This is a genomic window from Bradyrhizobium sp. (genome assembly GCF_019242285.1).
In the GTDB taxonomy this organism is placed as follows: Bacteria; Pseudomonadota; Alphaproteobacteria; order Rhizobiales; family Xanthobacteraceae; genus Bradyrhizobium.
On record NZ_JAFAVV010000210.1, the window covers coordinates 1 to 15,123 of the forward strand.

A 15,123-nucleotide genomic window follows, 5' to 3' on the forward strand; every position below is an offset into this window, starting at 1 on the left:
AAACCGCTGACGACCCTGACCTGGGGCAACGTCGTCACGATCGGTCCATCCCTGGCCAGGCGCCTTGAGATAGCGAACGGCGATCACGTCGAGGTCATGGTCGGCAATCGTAACGTCGTTGGGCCGGCCTGGATCATGCCGGGACAGGCGGAGAATACCGTTGCACTCTACCTCGGATACGGCCGCACGCGCGCGGGACGCGTCGGCGACGGCCTCGGATACGATGCTTATGACGTAAGGTCCGTCGATCAGCCGTGGCTCACCAAGGGCAGTTTGCGCAAGGTCGGGGGGCACGAGACGCTGGCCGTCACTCAGCTTCACCATCGCATGGAAGGATTTGATTTCGTCCGCGAAGTCAGCGCAGAGCATCCCGCCCTGCCTGAGCAGGAGGTGCCAGCGAGCCTCTATCCGCCATGGCCGTCATCGAAGAATGCCTGGGGCATGGTGATCGATCTCGATTCCTGCATCGGCTGCAATGCCTGCGTCGCGGCCTGCACCGCCGAGAACAATGTGCCCGTGGTCGGCAAGGAGCAGGTCACGGTTGGACGCGAAATGCACTGGTTGCGGATTGCACGCTACTACGAAGGCGGGGTTGAGGATCCGCGCAGCTTCTTCCAGCCGGTGCCGTGCATGCATTGCGAGCAGGCGCCTTGCGAGATGGGCTGTCCGGTTCACGCCACGACCCACAATGCCGAAGGCGTCAACCAGATGGTCTACAACCGCTGCATCGGAACGCGAACCTGCTCCAGCTTCTGCCCTTACAAGGTACGGCGCTTCAATTTCTACGACTACCGGACACCGTCGGAGGCACCGGAGCACGCCGCACAGAATCCCGATGTCACGGTGCGATCCCGCGGCGTGATGGAGAAATGCACCTATTGTACGCAACGGATCGAGGCGGCGCATGCCGCTGCCGACAAGGAGAGCCGGTCACTCCGCGACGGCGAGGTCGTAACGGCCTGTCAGGCCGCGTGCCCGACCAAGGCGATCGTGTTTGGCGACATCAACGATCCCAATTCGGAGGTCTCGCGCCTGCGGCGTGACGGACGCCACTACACGCTCCTGGAAGAACTGGGCACCCGGCCTCGTACAACCTACCTCGCGCGCTGGCGGGACGAGGGTGGAGGGCAGGAATGACAGACCGCTCGGCTGACATTCTGCCGACCCGCCAAACGATCGGCGGGATCTCCGACCAGCTCACCGGCATTCCCCTGCAATTTCCGGTCGAGCGGCGCTGGCTGATCGCAATGCTGTTCGCGTCGCTGCTTCTGTTGCTGCTGATGGTGTCGGTGGTCGTGCTGTTTACGCGGGGCGTCGGCATCTGGGGCATCAACATCCCCGTCAACTGGGCCTTTGCCATTCACAACTATGTCTGGTGGCTCGGCATCGGACATGCCGGCACGCTGATATCGGCGCTGTTGCTGCTGACCCAGAGCGAATGGCGCAACTCGCTCAACCGGTTTGCCGAAACCATGACGCTGTTTGCGGTGGTATGCGCCGGCATCTATCCGGTGCTGCATCTTGGCCGGCCCTGGTATCTCTATTGGATGTTTCCCTATCCGGCGACCATGGATGTGTGGCCGCAATTCCGCAGCCCCCTGGAATGGGATATCTGGGCGGTCCTGACCTATCTCACGGTATCTCTGGCGTTCTGGTACACCGGCCTCATTCCGGATCTGGCCGCGGCGCGCGACCGTGCCACCAAGCGCGGCTGGCAAATCTTCTTCGGCATCACCTCGCTCGGCTGGCGAGGTTCGGCTGCGCACTGGCTGCGCTGGTCGCAAGCTTATCGGCTGGTGGCGGGCCTGGCCGTTCCTCTGGTGGTCTCTGTGCACAGCGAGGTCTCGCTGCTCTTTGCCGCGGGGCAAATTCCCGGTTGGCACTCGACGATCTTCCCGCCCTATTTCGTGCTGGGAGCGGCCTTCTCCGGTTTCGCCGTCGTCTCGATCATCGCGATTTCGCTGCGGTCCTGGATCGGCCTCAACAATCTCGTCACCGATGACCATCTCGATCTGCTCGGCATGGTGCTGCTCGCGACCGGGCTGATGACGGCCTATGGCTACGTCTTCGAGGTGTTCGATGCCCTCTATTCCGGCGATGCCCACGAGCTGCAGACCTTGTCCGACCGGCTGACGGGCGCCTATGCGTGGACCTATTGGGGCGCGATCGTGTTCAATTTCATCCCGCTGCAGGCCTTGTGGCGGCGCAGCGTGCGAAGGACCGGCTGGTCGCTGATGCTGATCTCGCTTTCGGTCGCGATCGGCATGTGGCTTGAGCGTTACATGATCCTGGTCACGAGCCTCTACCGCGACTTCCTGGTGTCGTCGTGGAGCCAGTTCACGCCGACCTTCTGGGACTGGTCGACCTATTTCGGCACCATTGGCCTTTTCCTGGTGCCGTTCCTCATCGCCATCCGCATCATTCCGCTGATCTCCATCTTCGAGACCGAGGAGCTCCTTCACGAAGAGAAGGAGGAGAAGCGTGGCTGAACGCGCCTATGGATTGCTCGCGGAGTTCGAAAGCCCCGAGAAGCTGACTGCGGCGGCGCGGAAGGCGCGAGACGCCGGTTACCGTCGCCTCGACGCGTTTACGCCCTTCCCGGTCGAGGGACTTGATCGAATATTGAGGCTGCCGAGACCCAATATCTCCTGGATCGGATTGATCGGCGGGTTCGCCGGCGCCGGCTTCGCGTTGCTCATGCAGTGCTACGTGAATTACGACTTTCCGCTCAATGTCGGCGGCCGGCCGCTCTATGCGATCTCGGCCTTTGCCGTCGTGATGTTCGAGCTGACGATCCTGTTTTCCGCGCTCTCGATGATAACAGCGATGTTGTGGCAGAACGGGCTGCCGCGGCTGAACCATCCACTCTTTGGCGCAGAGCGCTTCCGTCTCGCGAGCAAGGACCGCTTCTTCCTATGTATCGAGGCCGATGACGGCGAGTTTGACCGGGAGCGGACGCCGGCTTTTCTCCGGGAGGCTGGCGCATCCTCCGTGGAGCTCGTGACGTCATGAGATTGGCGGTCCCGATGCTCCTTTTGGCGGCGATCACGCTAGCCGCCTGCGACCAGAACATGGATGTTCAGCCGTATTATCGGGGCTATTCGCGCGCGCCCCTGTTTCGATCGGGCACTTTGCGCGTACCGCCCTCGGGGAGCGTTGCCAGAGACGATGGTGATCGAAACGAGGCTGCCGCAAACCGGCCGGCCCTGACCGCCAAGCTCCTCGAGCGCGGTCAGGAGCGGTTCACCATCTTCTGCGCGCCCTGTCACGGCGCCGGTGGCGACGGGAACGGCATCATCGTCCAGCGCGGCATGCCGCGACCGACCAGCTATCATGACGACCGTCTACGGGCGGCGGATGATCAGCATCTCTTCGACGTCATCACCAATGGCTATGGTGCGATGTACTCCTATGCCCCTCGGGTTCCGCCAAGAGATCGCTGGGCTGTCGTCGCCTATATTCGCGCGCTTCAACTCAGCCGGCATGCCTCCGTGGAGGACGTGCCGGCGGAGCAGCGCACGCAGCTATCGGAAACGCCATGAGGAGCTACGCCAAGGTCATCATGATTGCGGCGGCTGCGGCAGCCTTGATCGCAGGACTGGCAATCGATCGCCGCTCGACCCTCGCCGCATATCTCGTGGCATGGGTCGCTATCGGCGCAATTCCGCTGGGAGCCCTGTGCACATTGATGACATCCTACCTGGTGCGCCGGGCCTGGACAGAAGGGCTACATTCGATCCTGGTGGCGGCGACATCGGTGCTCCCGGTCGTTGGATTATTGTCGCTGCCCATCCTGATCGGCATCAAGGAACTCTATCCAGCGGCATCGGACGGCCATTCATTGCCCGCCTTCAAGGCTCTCTATCTCGCACCATGGTTTTTCGTGCTGCGTATGGTCGTCTATTTCGTGATGTTCTGGCTGCTCGCGCTGTGGCAGCGCGCGACGTGGAGCGCGTCCGACCGCATGATGCGATCCGCATCCGTCGGGTTGATCGTCTATGCGTTGCTCGTATCGTTCGCCGGCATCGATTGGATCGAGTCGCTCGAGCCGGAATTCCACTCCTCGATCTATGGCTTGCTCTATCTCTGCTTTGTCCTGCTGGACGGCATCGCCTTCGGGATCGGAATAGGCCTGTTCTCCAGACGCTGGATTGGGGGCACCAGGGGCTATAGTGCGCTGCTTCTCTCGACCATCCTGCTGTGGGGCTATCTGCATGCCATGCAGTACATCGTGATCTGGGCCGGCAACATCCCGGACGAGGCGGTCTGGTATCTGAAGCGATCATCGGATGGCTGGCAGTTCGTCCTGGCCTTCGTCGCACTGGGACAGTTCGTGTTTCCGTTCTTCGCCTTGCTCAGCGCGCGGGTCAGGAGCGACCGAAGCTGGTTGCTGGCGCTCTGCGGGTTGACCCTGGTGATGCGATGTTGGGAGGCGAGCATCCTGATCCTGCCCGCAGTCCCTCATATCGCGCCCGTGTTTGTGAGCCTCATGCTGGTGGCGGCGCTGGTTCTTGTCGCCGCCATTCTATGGTGGGCGTTCGAGGTCGCGTTGACGCGCGATGGGCGTTTGCTCCGCCCCGCCGGGCGAGGTACTCGCGCCGCAGAATGAGCCCGATGACGAGGGCCAGGATGGCGATGGTTGCGCCGCTGGCGAGGGCCAGGAGCCGACCGATCGCGACTGAATAGGTGCCGCTTGCCGGATCATAGCCGTAGCAAAGCAGGCGAATGTGATCGGTCCACGTTCCGACCGCTCCCTTGCCGGCGTCGACGAGTGCAAGGCGAACGGTAACAGGATCGATCGAAAGCCCAGGGAGTGTTCGCGCTAGGCGGCCATCGGGAGTGATCACGAAGGCCGCCGCCGGGTGCGCAAACTGATCATGGTCGCGGTCATAGACCGACGAGAACCCCAATGCCTTGGTCATGGCAACGATTCCGACTGCATCACTTCTCAGGAAGTAGGATGCGGCAGGGCTCTTGCCGTCGTCGAGGCCGACCTGCGCCTGCTTCATCCGGGCTGCATCCGAGGCCGTGTCCTTGGGATCGAGGCCCACGACGATCAAATGGAAATCGGTACCTGGCCGCAAGCCACTATGGGCGAGGGCATCGGAGACGATCGAGATGACCGGCCCACACAGTGTTCGGCAGGTATAATCGGCCAGCACCAAGATTGCGGGTTTGCCATCCAGCCAAAAGCGCAATGGCTTCACGCCGCCGTCGTCGCTCTGCAGCGGCAGGTTCAGAGGCAGCGCCGCATTGGGCGGCGGCGCCACGCCGACGCTCCCCAGATCGCCCTGGGTAACGGCCGCACGCAACGGGTCCGTGGCGCCGAGAAGCGCGAGAACGGCCATTGCGAAGAACTGCCTCAGGCGCAAGGAGCGCCTAGTCCTTCTTGCGGTTGTCGTTCATCTGTTCGGCCATCTGCAGATGGTGCTGCAGCGCCGGCAACGTCTTGCCTGCCCAGTCCTTCAGCTTGGCGTTATCGCCGCCCTTGGCGTAGCGCTCGAACAGTGAAACGGCGTCCTTGTGCGCACTCACCTGCATGGGATCGTAATCGCCAGCGAAGTCTTTCGGCTCCGCGCTACGCAACTTGTCGAGCTTCTTCTGCGAGCTGTCGTCCAACGATGTTGGAATTGCCGATGTCATCTCGGCGGGCACCATTCCCTTCAGCTCCGAGCTCGTCTTGGTATGGTCGGTGATCATTTGCTCGGCGAATTTTTTCTCGTCGGGATTGCCCTTCTGCTGCGCGATCTTTGCGGCTTCGATTTCGAGCATGTCGCTCGTGGCCGCTTCCTTGATGAAATCCTCGGTCTTGGGCGTGATCCCGAGCGCAGAATTGACGCCGGTCTTCTCGCCGACGGACTGCGCCAATGCAGTCGACGTGAGGAAGCCAGCCAGGGCGAGCGCGAAAATCGTCGTCTTCATTGGGGTCTCCATCGGGTTTGAAGCTGAACCCTGGACTTTACCGAAGGTTCCTATGCAAAGACCTATGTCTGCGCGTCTCGACGCCTCGCCGACAGAACGCGCGGCTTTTCGACCTGTTGTTGGTCGCACGAGCGTGACAAGAGCTGCCACGGACTGGAATCGCCAGAACCGGCAGGCCTGAGGTCAGCGCTGCCTGACCCGATCCGGTCATTGGAACGACCGCTCCGAGCCGCTGTTGGGATTGTGTCATCTCGATAGCGAGCAGTTCCCATGTCTCAGACAGTCGGTGATTTCCTCGTTCAGCGCCTGCAACAATGGGGCGTGCGCCACGTCTTTGGTTATCCCGGTGACGGCATCAATGGTGTGTTTGGCGCGCTCAATCGCGCCGACGGGAAGGTCGGGTTCATACAGGCGCGGCACGAGGAGATGGCAGCCTTCATGGCCTCCGCCTATGCCAAATTCTCAGGGCGCCTCGGTGTCTGCATCGCGACGTCCGGCCCCGGCGCTTCGCACCTGATCACCGGACTCTATGACGCATTGATGGATCACCAGCCGGTGCTGGCGATCGTTGGCCAGCAGGCACGCAACGCGCTGGGCGGCCAGTATCAGCAGGAGCTCGACCTGGTATCGATGTTCAAGGATGTCGCCGGCGCCTACGTGGCGCAGGCGTCGTCACCGGCGCAGGTTCGTCATCTTGTCGACCGTGCCGCGCGGATCGCGCTGTCGCGGCGAACCGTGACGGCGATCGTGCTGCCCAATGATCTGCAGGACGAAGCCTACGCAGACCCGCCGCACGCGCACGGTACGTTGCGGTCCGGCGTTGGCTATTCGGCGCCGAAGATCGTGCCTCACGATGCCGAGCTTGATCGAGCCGCCGAGATCCTGAACTCCGGCAATAAGGTCGCCATGCTCATCGGCGCCGGCGCCCTCGGCGCGGCCGACGAGGTGATCGCGGTTGCCGACCGGATGTCGGCGGGCTGCGCCAAGGCGTTGCTCGGCAAATCCGCGCTGCCCGATGATCTCCCTTGGGTGACCGGCTCGATCGGGCTGTTGGGCACCGAGCCCAGTTACAAGATGATGAATGAGTGCGACACCCTCCTGATGGTGGGGTCGGCCTTTCCTTATGCCGAGTTCCTGCCAAAGGAAGGCAAAGCCCGCGGAGTTCAGGTCGATATCGATGCCAGCATGCTGTCGATCCGCTTTCCGATGGAAGCCCCACTTGTCGGCGATGCCGCGGAGACGCTTCGCGCGCTGTTGCCGCGGCTTCGGCAGAAGCCGTCGGGGGAATGGCGGCAGACGATCGAGGATAACGTTCGCCAGTGGTGGCAGACACTCGCTGAACGAGCGAAGCAGCCGGCCGAGCCGGTCAACCCCCAGCGCGTGACCTGGGAATTGTCGCCGCTGCTGCCGGATCGCGTCGTGATCACCAGCGATTCCGGCTCCTGCGCCAATTGGTACGCGCGCGACCTCAAGATACGCCGTGGCATGAAGGCCTCGCTTTCCGGAGGGCTCGCCTCGATGGGCGCCGCTGTACCCTATGCGATCGCCGCCAAATATGCGCTGCCAGATCGCCCCGTCATCGCGCTGGTCGGCGACGGCGCCATGCAGATGAACAACATGGCCGAGCTGATCACGGTCGCCAAATATTGGCGCGACTGGCCCGATCATCGCTGGATCGTCTGTGTCTTCAACAACGAGGACTTGAACCAGGTGACCTGGGAGCAGCGGATCATCAACGGTGATCCCAAGTTCCAGGCCTCGCAGCAAATTCCGAACGTTTCATATTCTCGATTTGCCGAGATGATCGGGCTGCGCGGTATCTATGTCGACGATCCCGAACGGCTCCAGTCTGCTTGGCAGCAGGCCTTGGCGAGCGACGTACCGGTGGTGCTCGAGGTGAAGACGGACCCCGAGGTGCCGCCACTGCCGCCGCACATCACGCTGGAGCAGGCGAAGAATTTCTCGATCGCGCTCGCCAAAGGCGATCCGGACGGGGCCGGCGCGATCGCCGGCGCGGCGAGGCAGGTGTTGGACAGGATCCTGCCCGGCAGAGAGTGAAAGAAGGCCGACGATAGCGAAGCTCATGCCCCAGGGAGAAAATGGGCTTTGATCCGCGGCATGATCGCTGCGGCGCAAGAGAGAAGGTTTCGACACCTTCGAGTCTCTCCTTCCAAAACGCCCGGCGCGCCGTGCTGCCGCACGCTGCGCTCCGTCCTTGTTCACCGCTTAACCGGCCCGGTCTCGCTATTGGTCCGGACGGAGTCCCGGCACGCCGCTCACCGATTCCAGGCGCGCTGCGAGACGCAGCACCATTGTCTCGGCGAGCCATCGCGCGACGATCTGCACCCCGACGGGCAGGCCATCGCCGCTGGTGCCGAACCGCATCGAGAGGGCGGGAAGCCCGGTCAGGTTGAACGGAACGGTGGCGCGCAGGATATGTCTTGCCGTGACCGTCTCGCCGTTGATGACCAGTTCCGAGCGATCATGCGGCGGCGCCGACACCGGCGTAACCGGGCAGAGCAGGGCGTCATACTGCTGGAAATAGGCGGCAAACCCGCTCCGCAGACGCTCGACCGCCTGGATGGCCGCGATGTAGTCCGCCGGGCTGGGGTCGGCCGTGGCGAGAATGCGCGAAGCATATTTGAACGTCTCGCTCAGGCGCCCTTCGGTCACCCGTGCCATGAGGGGCTTCGTTTCGAGCACATGCAGCTTGGAGTACAGGTCGAGGCCATTGTTTTCCTCCAGGGCCGCTATGCGAACCGGCTCGACGAGAAAACCAAGGTCGGCGAACGCCTTTGCTGCCGCGGCAACGGCCGCCCCCACGTCGGGCGCGATCGCGCCGAAGCCTGGCTCGACCAACCAGCCGATGCGAAGCTCGTGCGCCGGCTTGGACTCGGCGCCCGCAGTGAGTTCGATCGGGCTCGTCGCATAGCCGTCGATCCCGTCCGGCCCGGCCAGGAGCGAATAGGCCAGCGTGATATCGCGTACAGTCCGCGCCATCGGACCGACGTGCCAGAAGCGGCGCGGCACTTCAGGCCAGTGGCCGGTGGCAGGAATGCGGCCATGCGTGGCCTTGAGCCCGACGATGCCGGTATGGGCGGCCGGCCCTCGCACCGAGATCGCAACGTCGCTGCCGAGGCCGAGGGGTGACATGCCGGCCGCGATCGCTGCCGACTCACCACCGCTCGATCCGCCGGGCGTCCGATCCAGATTCCAGGGGTTGTTCGTTCGCCCCGTCAGCAGGTTGTCGGTCTCCGTCGCGTAGGAGAATTCCGGTAGGTTGGTCTTCGCCAGCAGGATGGCGCCGGCTTTCCGGAGGCGGGCCACGCTCGTGGCATCCGCCGCCGGAATGCGCCCCTTGAAGATCGGAGAACCCCGCTGGGTCAATACGCCGGCGGTGTCGATGGAATCCTTGACCGTGAACGGCACGCCGTGAAGCGGACCGAGCTTGTTGCCGCGCATGACCGCCTCTTCGGCGCGCTTCGCCTCCGCGATCGCCCGTTCGGCGACGAGCGTAACGATCGCATTCAGTGGCGGGTTGACGGTTTCGATCTGGTCAAGGTGCGCCTGCACGATCTCGACCGGTGAGCGCGCCTTGGACGCCACCTGGGCGGCCAGTTGTGTAGCGTCTTCAAAGGGCATGCCACGATCTCCGGAAATCGTCAGGCGGTGAAGCGCGCGAGATCCTCAGGCAGAATCTCGTTGCCGCTCCGGTTCTTGACGGCGGGCAAGGCTTCTACTTGTGCACGCATCGATGCTGATGAAATCGACCTTGTCGCCGCGAGCACGATGCGGACACGCGCCGTGTGGGCGCGCCCGCGATCATAGATTTTCATATAACCTCCACGCTATCTACCTGTCACTTGACAGGCAACGGCTTAGCCCTTCCCTTTTCCGGCGTCAACGTCTATCTGTCACTTGACAGGCGAGGGTAGCGAAAATGTCGGATACGAGGGAAGCAGTCCTGGCGGCGGCGCGCTCGCGGGCGCAGGCCCACGGTTATACGGGCTTGAATTTCCGCGACCTGGCCGAAGAGGTCGGCATCAAGGGCGCCAGCATCCACTATCATTTCCCGTCGAAAGCCGCTCTCGGCGCTGCCGTTGCCAAGCGATATCGCGAGGACTCCGCGGCAGGTCTCGAAAAGATGTGGTCCAAGTCTCAGGACCCGGCGGCCGTGCTCAAACGCTATCCCGGCATCTTTCGCAAAGCCCTCGAAGACGGCAACCGCATGTGCATGTGCGGGCAGATGGCGGCCGAGTACGACGACCTGCCGGACGAAGTGAAAGTCGAAGTCAAAGGCTTCGCTGACGACCACATGGCCTTTCTCGCCAAGGTGCTGACCGCGGCGAAACCCGACACGAGCGCTGCGGCGACCAGACAGCGGGCGCGCGCCATCTACGCCGCCGTGACAGGGGCGCAGCTCCTGGCGCGCAGCCGTGCCGATCTCAAAGCCTATGACGAGACGATCGAGGCGTATCGTGTCATGGGCCTGTTCACGCCATAGGAGAAGAGCTTTGCAAAACACAGTCTATCGGCAGGCGACGCCCGGCGATCCGGGGAGTCTGGCTAAAGTGACCGAGCCTCTCTCCAAGGTGGGACCGGGGGACGTGCTCGTGCGCATTCGTGCAGCGGCATTGAATGCACGCGATCTGTCCGTCATGCGGGGACGCTACCCGGTTGCGGCCAAGCCGGGGCTGAGCCCCCTGTCTGATGCAGCCGGAGAGATCGTCGAGATCGGCGAAGGTGTTCGGCGCTTTTCCGTCGGTGACAAGGTTGTGAATTCGTTCTATCCGCAATGGTTCGGCGGCCCGCTTCGCGATCGGCCGGTGCAATTCTCGACGACGCTCGACGGCTGGCTGTCGACCTATAAGGTCATTTCTGCCGAATCCCTGTCGCGCATGCCCGAACATATGAGCTTCGAGGAAGGCGCCACGCTTCCATGCGCCGGCGTGACCGCGTGGTCGGCGCTCTCCGGCATCGGTGCCGGCGATACCGTGTTGACTCAAGGGTCGGGCGGCGTCTCGCTCTTCGCCGTTCAAATCGCCAGGCTGTGCGGGGCGCGCGTCATCGCGACGACGACAAGCGGGCACAAGGCAAACAGGCTGAAAGAGCTTGGCGCCGAGCATGTCATTGATGTGCGCCAATCTCCGGAATGGGCGAGCGCTGTGAAAGGCCTGACCGGCGGCAAGGGTGTGGAGCGTGTTGTCGAGGTCGGAGGACCTGGGACGCTGCAGCAATCCATTCAAGCCGTTCGCTATCACGGGCAGGTCTCGATTATCGGAGCACTGACGATCGGCCGCGACCAGCCGCAAATTGACTGGACGCAGCTGTTTTTCAGCCAGGCGCGTTACGAATGCATTGGCGTCGGAAGCCGCGCCGATCTCGAAGACCTGATCCGGGTTGCCGTCAATCATCAACTGCGGCCGGTCATCGACTCCAGCTATGCTTTCGACGATTTCGACAAAGCGGTCGCGCGGCTCTCAGGCCGCGATGTCTTCGGCAAGGTGGTCATCACGCACTGACCTGTTGCAATACAACGTCTCATGGAGGAGGTCGGCCGACCATGACCGCGAATGAGGCGAAGCAGCATCATTATGTGCCGCAGTTGTCCGTGCGTTGCTTCGTTTTCCAAGAGCGCGACGTCGCTCAAAATCAGCGGCGGAAAACGCGCGAGCCTTGACGGTCCGATCGCCTGCCGCTGCGCGGCTTCGCGTCACACCTTCAGCTCCGCAGCCTCGAAATGTCGCGCTTCATGACGGCGTTCCCTGACAGCAATTGGAAGACGTCTTGGGGTTTGCTATTTCCTGGAATATCACGCAGTCGCAGCTTGGGCTGCCGATACAAGCCGCATCACAGGCAGCCACGAACCGCTGCAGATGACCTGCAAGCGCTCGCAGTTCGGCTTGCTTTTCACGTATTCGTCTCAGATGCGCTTGCGCGATGTCGCGCACTTCGCGGCAATCCGCGCCGGTGCTTATCGATAGGCTCGCCAGGACGCGTATCTGATCAATCGAGAACCCGAAATCACGGCATCGCTTGATGAACGTCAGCCGCTGCAGGCCGGCATCATCATAAATGCGCTGCCCATTTGCGCCGCGTCCGGCCCGGGGAAGGAGCCCAATTTCCTCGTAGTAGCGGATCGTGGGGGTGCTGAGGCCGGTTTTCCTCGCCAGGGCACCAATGGTCAACACGCGGAGGTGAACCTTCATCGTGCAAAATCTCCATTGCCCCTCAAGTTACTTGAAGGGTTAGGCCTTGGCCACCGTAAATCGGATGAGAGAGCATTCGGATGGATAGGTTGGCGATGACGAAGGTCGTCCGCGTTGGGACGCTGTTCTGGCTGTTGGCTCTGTCGGTTGGGGCCATGGCATCAGGTCCTGGTCGCGCCGTTGCTGCCACCAGTGCACCCACGCGCGTCGCAGCCGATTTGATTCCTGAGACCACGTCCATCCAACCGGGCACCACCTTGTGGGTTGCGCTGCGACTTCAGCCTCCGGCGGGCTGGCACACCTACTGGTCCAATCCCGGCGATTCAGGTCTAGCCACACGCATCGATTGGGCTCTCCCGGCCGGTCTGGTGGCCGGCCCCATGGCTTGGCCTCGGCCCGAGCGGCTACCGACAGGGCCTTTGGTCATCTATGGATACGACGGCGAGGCCGTTCTGCTAACCCCAATCGCCGTGTCCACGCAGCTTGTCGCCGGTCAACCGGCGACGCTGTCTGCGGAAGCGAACTGGGTCGTCTGCAATGAAACCTGCATTCCTGAACAGGCCAGCCTCGAGCTGACGCTTCCGGTATCCGACTCCGCTGCGCCGCGCAATCAGTCGGCGAAAGCACTGTTTGCAAGAGCCCGCGCCGAACTGCCCGAGATCAGCCCGTGGCCTGTTACATCTTGGCAGAGCAGCCGAACCATTTCGGTGCGCCTTGCTGCCGCCGGCCTCGATCGAGCCCGGATCAGCAATGCCTCATTCTTCCCTGCTGATGATGGCGTCATAGATGCGGGCGCGTCACAGAGCATCTCGGTCGACGCAAAGGGCTTGACGGTCACGGCCAGTCGGCCCGGGCAATCCAATAGCCCGCTCAAGCGGCTAAGCGGTGTCCTGGCATTCAATGCTGCTGACGGTGCCGGCGATGTGCGTCGCGCCTACGCGGTCGATATTCCAATTGCGGCCGAGCCTTCCAACGCCGGCTCGACGACGTCTGCAGACATCGCCGAAGCGTTGCTCCTGGCGCTGCTTGGCGGGCTTATCCTGAACCTCATGCCTTGCGTTCTGCCGGTACTTGCAATCAAGGCGTTTGGACTTGTTCAGCAAGCCGCCCAGCATCCATCAGTCGCGCGCCGCCATGGGCTCTCAATTACGGCCGGCGTTCTTTTCTTTTTTGGAATTCTGGGGGGATTGATGGTGGCGCTTCGCGCCGCCGGAGCGACGATTGGCTGGGGCTTCCAACTCCAATCACCGATCGTGGTTGCGGCAACGGCCTACGTCCTGTTCACCGTCGGCCTGAATCTTTCCGGCGTTTTCGAAGTCGGAACGATCAGCATCGGTGGACGCCTGGCCGATCGCAACGGGTACGCGGGTTCGTTCTTCGCCGGAGTACTGGCGACGCTTGTTGCAAGTCCATGCACGGCGCCGTTCATGGGGGCTGCACTTGGTCTCGCGCTGACGCAGCCCTGGTATGTCGCCGCCTTGATTTTTCAGGCGGTCGGGTTGGGCATGGCCCTCCCATATCTCGTTCTCAGCTTTGCTCCGCGGCTGGTGCGCTTGTTGCCGCGACCTGGAGCGTGGCTCGCGTGGTTCAAACAAGCCCTGGCATTTCCGATGTACGGGGCCTGCATATGGCTCGTATGGGTCCTGGCGCAGCAGGTTGGCGTTGATGGTCTCGCTTGGACGCTGATCGGACTTCTGCTGATCGGATTTTCCGCGTGGCTCGTCGGCGTTGGCCAGGCCGGGTTTGTGCGGACCCATTGGGTGACACGGGGTCTTGCGACAGCGGCGGTCTTTACCGCCATGGCACTGCTCGCGCTGACGCCTGCTCCGAACGCAGGGGCAGTCCGTCAGCAGAGCGCCGGTCTGGTCTGGGGGAAGTTTTCGCCGGCAGAATTGGAGTCCCTGCGCGCAGCGGGGAGGCCGGTCATGGTCGATATCACCGCTGCGTGGTGCGTGTCTTGCCTGGTGAATGATGCAACGGTGCTCAGTTCCAGCGAATTCGCTCAATCGGTGAAACGCAACCACCTGGCGCTATTGCGCGGCGACTGGACCAAGGGTGATCCCGAAATCACGCGCTATCTCGAGAGCTTCGACCGGGCTGGCGTGCCGCTCTACGTGCTTTACCCGAGCATTGACGCCGGCGGCCAACCGATCGTGCTGCCGCAAATCCTCACCAAGGAAGGCGTTGCAGCAGCAATAGAGCGGCTGCAATCCGCCGTCGCCGACAAGTCGAAACCAGGAGAAAAACTATGACGAAGGTAAAAGTCATTCGCATGCTTGGCTTTGCGGCGTTCCTCGCATCAGCAATATTGCTTGGGGTTGGCGTGCTCCCCCATACGGAACGATCCTATGCTCTATCGAGCCTGGCGAACGGTGCTCTCGCGCCTGACTTCACGGCCTCAGGTAGCGACGGCGCGCCGCATCGTCTGAGTGATTATCGTGGATCAACCGTCGTCCTCGAATGGACGAGCCCTGTCTGCGAATTCACGGCACGACAGTATGAGAGCGGTAACATGCAGGCGCTACAGGCTTACGCTGCTGAACACAAGGTGGTGTGGTTGTCGATCGATACCGCCGCGCCCGGCAAGCCTGGCCATTTGACGGAGGCTGCGGCCGTCAATTTGACAAGAGCGCGAGGAGCCACGATCACGTCGTTCTTGTTCGATCCGACGGGAGAAATCGGACAACGATACGGCGCCAAGAGCACGCCATCAATCTACATCATCGATCCATCAGGCACTCTGGTTTATCAGGGAGCCGTCAACGAACAGACGAAGGGTGATCCGCGAAAGGCTCAAAACTACGTGCGGCCTGCTTTGGAGGAGGTCTTGTCAGGCAAGCCCGTGTCGCTGGCGTCTACGCGACAATACGGCTGCCCGGTCGAGTACTAGCGTTTTCGAGCGAAGTGGATACCTGTTCGCGTGACGAAACGCGTCAAAACAAAGAAGCTGGAGCTTCCGTTCCGATTCCATCGGAACGGAAAAAGCTCTAGG

General features: G+C 62.4%; 14 protein-coding genes. 10 read left to right on the plus strand and 4 right to left on the minus strand.

Translation table 11 applies throughout. The features are described from left to right. From JOY90_RS07860 to JOY90_RS07880, 5 genes are all read left to right on the plus strand, one after another. The coding region (locus JOY90_RS07860; RefSeq protein ID WP_291690579.1) for a 4Fe-4S dicluster domain-containing protein at positions 1-1,137 on the plus strand (1,137 nt) is incomplete at its 5' end. Continuing rightward, positions 1,134-2,489, plus strand: coding sequence for an NrfD/PsrC family molybdoenzyme membrane anchor subunit (gene nrfD, locus JOY90_RS07865; RefSeq protein ID WP_291690580.1), 1,356 nt, complete (start codon positions 1,134-1,136; stop codon positions 2,487-2,489). The genes JOY90_RS07860 and nrfD, both read left to right, overlap by 4 nt. After that, positions 2,482-3,012, plus strand: a complete 531-nt coding sequence (locus JOY90_RS07870) for a DUF3341 domain-containing protein (RefSeq protein WP_291690581.1) — start codon at positions 2,482-2,484, stop codon at positions 3,010-3,012. Before nrfD ends, JOY90_RS07870 begins: the two co-directional genes overlap by 8 nt. After that, positions 3,009-3,542, plus strand: coding sequence for a cytochrome c (locus JOY90_RS07875; protein WP_291690582.1), 534 nt, complete (start codon positions 3,009-3,011; stop codon positions 3,540-3,542). Before JOY90_RS07870 ends, JOY90_RS07875 begins: the two co-directional genes overlap by 4 nt. Further along, entirely contained in the window at positions 3,539-4,609 is a 1,071-nt protein-coding gene (locus tag JOY90_RS07880; protein WP_291690583.1) for a hypothetical protein, read from the plus strand. Before JOY90_RS07875 ends, JOY90_RS07880 begins: the two co-directional genes overlap by 4 nt. Positions 4,610-5,379: 770 nt before the next feature. On the opposite strand, the gene JOY90_RS07885 is transcribed toward JOY90_RS07880, so the two are convergent. Next, positions 5,380-5,922, minus strand: coding sequence for a DUF4142 domain-containing protein (locus tag JOY90_RS07885; RefSeq protein WP_291690608.1), 543 nt, complete (start codon positions 5,920-5,922; stop codon positions 5,380-5,382). A gap of 270 nt (positions 5,923-6,192) precedes the next feature. Between JOY90_RS07885 and JOY90_RS07890 the strand changes: the two genes are divergently transcribed. Further along, positions 6,193-7,980: a thiamine pyrophosphate-requiring protein gene (locus tag JOY90_RS07890; RefSeq protein ID WP_291690584.1), complete on the plus strand. Its 1,788-nt coding sequence runs from the start codon at positions 6,193-6,195 to the stop codon at positions 7,978-7,980. A gap of 186 nt (positions 7,981-8,166) precedes the next feature. Here the strand turns inward: JOY90_RS07890 and JOY90_RS07895 are convergent, their stop codons facing one another. Beyond that, positions 8,167-9,564: an amidase gene (locus tag JOY90_RS07895; RefSeq protein WP_291690585.1), complete on the minus strand. Its 1,398-nt coding sequence runs from the start codon at positions 9,562-9,564 to the stop codon at positions 8,167-8,169. A gap of 20 nt (positions 9,565-9,584) precedes the next feature. Further along, positions 9,585-9,758 (minus strand): hypothetical protein, encoded by a 174-nt coding sequence (locus tag JOY90_RS07900; protein ID WP_291690586.1) that lies wholly within the window; start codon positions 9,756-9,758, stop codon positions 9,585-9,587. Positions 9,759-9,862: 104 nt separating this feature from the next. Here JOY90_RS07900 and JOY90_RS07905 point away from each other — a divergent pair, with 104 nt between their 5' ends. Both JOY90_RS07905 and JOY90_RS07910 read left to right on the plus strand, forming a co-directional pair. Next, a complete protein-coding gene (locus JOY90_RS07905) occupies positions 9,863-10,426 on the plus strand; it encodes a TetR/AcrR family transcriptional regulator (protein ID WP_291690587.1) in 564 nt (187 codons plus the stop codon). A gap of 10 nt (positions 10,427-10,436) precedes the next feature. After that, a complete protein-coding gene (locus tag JOY90_RS07910) occupies positions 10,437-11,444 on the plus strand; it encodes an NAD(P)-dependent alcohol dehydrogenase (protein WP_291690588.1) in 1,008 nt (335 codons plus the stop codon). A gap of 228 nt (positions 11,445-11,672) precedes the next feature. Here JOY90_RS07910 and JOY90_RS07915 read toward each other — a convergent pair whose 3' ends face one another. After that, a complete protein-coding gene (locus JOY90_RS07915) occupies positions 11,673-12,131 on the minus strand; it encodes a helix-turn-helix domain-containing protein (protein ID WP_291690589.1) in 459 nt (152 codons plus the stop codon). 80 nt (positions 12,132-12,211) lie between these two features. Here JOY90_RS07915 and JOY90_RS07920 point away from each other — a divergent pair, with 80 nt between their 5' ends. Beyond that, complete coding sequence (locus tag JOY90_RS07920; protein WP_291690590.1) at positions 12,212-14,383, plus strand: protein-disulfide reductase DsbD; 2,172 nt, start codon at positions 12,212-12,214, stop codon at positions 14,381-14,383. Continuing rightward, a complete protein-coding gene (locus JOY90_RS07925) occupies positions 14,380-15,021 on the plus strand; it encodes a redoxin domain-containing protein (RefSeq protein ID WP_291690591.1) in 642 nt (213 codons plus the stop codon). Before JOY90_RS07920 ends, JOY90_RS07925 begins: the two co-directional genes overlap by 4 nt. Positions 15,022-15,123 lie beyond the last annotated feature (102 nt).

Bases quoted from the DNA above. Each gene is read 5' to 3' on its own strand.
- nrfD (WP_291690580.1), top strand. From the start codon at position 1,134: ATGACAGACCGCTCGGCTGACATTCTGCCGACCCGCCAAACGATCGGC.
- JOY90_RS07875 (WP_291690582.1), top strand. From the start codon at position 3,009: ATGAGATTGGCGGTCCCGATGCTCCTTTTGGCGGCGATCACGCTAGCC.
- JOY90_RS07880 (WP_291690583.1), top strand. From the start codon at position 3,539: ATGAGGAGCTACGCCAAGGTCATCATGATTGCGGCGGCTGCGGCAGCC.
- JOY90_RS07885 (WP_291690608.1), bottom strand. From the start codon at position 5,922: ATGAAGACGACGATTTTCGCGCTCGCCCTGGCTGGCTTCCTCACGTCG.
- JOY90_RS07890 (WP_291690584.1), top strand. From the start codon at position 6,193: ATGTCTCAGACAGTCGGTGATTTCCTCGTTCAGCGCCTGCAACAATGG.
- JOY90_RS07895 (WP_291690585.1), bottom strand. From the start codon at position 9,564: ATGCCCTTTGAAGACGCTACACAACTGGCCGCCCAGGTGGCGTCCAAG.
- JOY90_RS07900 (WP_291690586.1), bottom strand. From the start codon at position 9,758: ATGAAAATCTATGATCGCGGGCGCGCCCACACGGCGCGTGTCCGCATC.
- JOY90_RS07905 (WP_291690587.1), top strand. From the start codon at position 9,863: ATGTCGGATACGAGGGAAGCAGTCCTGGCGGCGGCGCGCTCGCGGGCG.
- JOY90_RS07915 (WP_291690589.1), bottom strand. From the start codon at position 12,131: ATGAAGGTTCACCTCCGCGTGTTGACCATTGGTGCCCTGGCGAGGAAA.
- JOY90_RS07920 (WP_291690590.1), top strand. From the start codon at position 12,212: ATGGATAGGTTGGCGATGACGAAGGTCGTCCGCGTTGGGACGCTGTTC.
- JOY90_RS07925 (WP_291690591.1), top strand. From the start codon at position 14,380: ATGACGAAGGTAAAAGTCATTCGCATGCTTGGCTTTGCGGCGTTCCTC.